At 44.6% G+C, this 1,084-nt stretch carries 1 protein-coding gene; it reads right to left on the bottom strand.

The features are described 5' to 3' along the window. Positions 1 to 234: 234 nt before the first annotated feature. Positions 235 to 1,084 (bottom strand): Rid family hydrolase (locus KDK14_RS07795; RefSeq protein ID WP_257264521.1); only part of this gene is annotated, 850 nt, incomplete at its 5' end.

Here is a 1,084-nt window from a genome sequence, read left to right as displayed (position 1 = left end):
ACCAATTTATCGCAACCGCAGTAGGGCAGTCTATTCTCGGACAGCCTCCTGGCATAGAACAGTAATTCTTCATGCCAAAGGATTCGACAGTCAATGATGGGAAAAAAAGAGAGCGGATGCCATGGGCAAAACTGGCAAAGACTGAGCAGTGGAATGTAGGTAGCTACTCCTGCGTCGGTCTGGTAACAGACCGATTGTCTGCGATTGAAATGTTTGATACTTCAGTTGTTATTCTTATGGGGGCGTACCTTCACAGTTAGAAACGACGGCATCCATTTGTACTAAAGCATCCATAGGAATAGCTGAAAGACCAACAATTGTTCTTGCAGGAAGGTCGCTATTGAAGAATGTTGTGTAAACATCGTTCAGGGCATCAACGTCTTCGATTTTTCTGAGTTGAATATTAATCTTAACCACATCGTCCATGACATGGTTGACACTTTCCACGATGGCCTTGATATTTTTCAAGCATTGTGAGGCCTGCTCTTTTACACCACCAGCGACCATTGCTCCAGTTTTTGGGTCCAGAGGTACCTGAGCGGCAATATGGTTGTAATGAGAAAAAGCGACAGTTTGTGTATATAGAGAACTCCCTGGTGCATTTTCTGTATTGCTTGCTCTTATGACGATCCCGTGTCTGTCTTCAACAGCTTGTGGGGGAGTGCCATCTCCGTGTGACACAACGACATCAATTTGCACCAGGGCACCCATGGGCAATGCTGACGCTGCAAATGTTGTGCGTGCGGGAAGATAAGCAGCAGTCCTGGCGATGGCCGAGTCCGGGAAGAAGGTTGTGTAAACTTCGTTTACGGCTGCAATATCCAAGAGGTTTTTAAGGAAGATATTTATTTTGACAATATCATCAAAAGGAACATCGATACTTGCTAAAATTGCCTTGATATTTTTCAGGCATTGTCCAGCTTGCTCTTTTACGCCACCCGCTACCAATTGACCGGATTCAGGATCAACAGGTAATTGAGCGGAAATATTATTGTAATGGGAAAATGCAACAGTGTGTGTAGATACAGGGCCTGAATTCGTATAATAAATGCATAACCTCTGTAACCAGAGGGTTGCCACAGAA

The organism is Endozoicomonas sp. ONNA2, from assembly GCF_024606365.1.
Classification (GTDB): Bacteria; Pseudomonadota; Gammaproteobacteria; order Pseudomonadales; family Endozoicomonadaceae; genus Endozoicomonas.
Note: the sequence above shows the minus strand (reverse complement) of the source record. Positions and strands in the feature narration are given on the sequence as shown.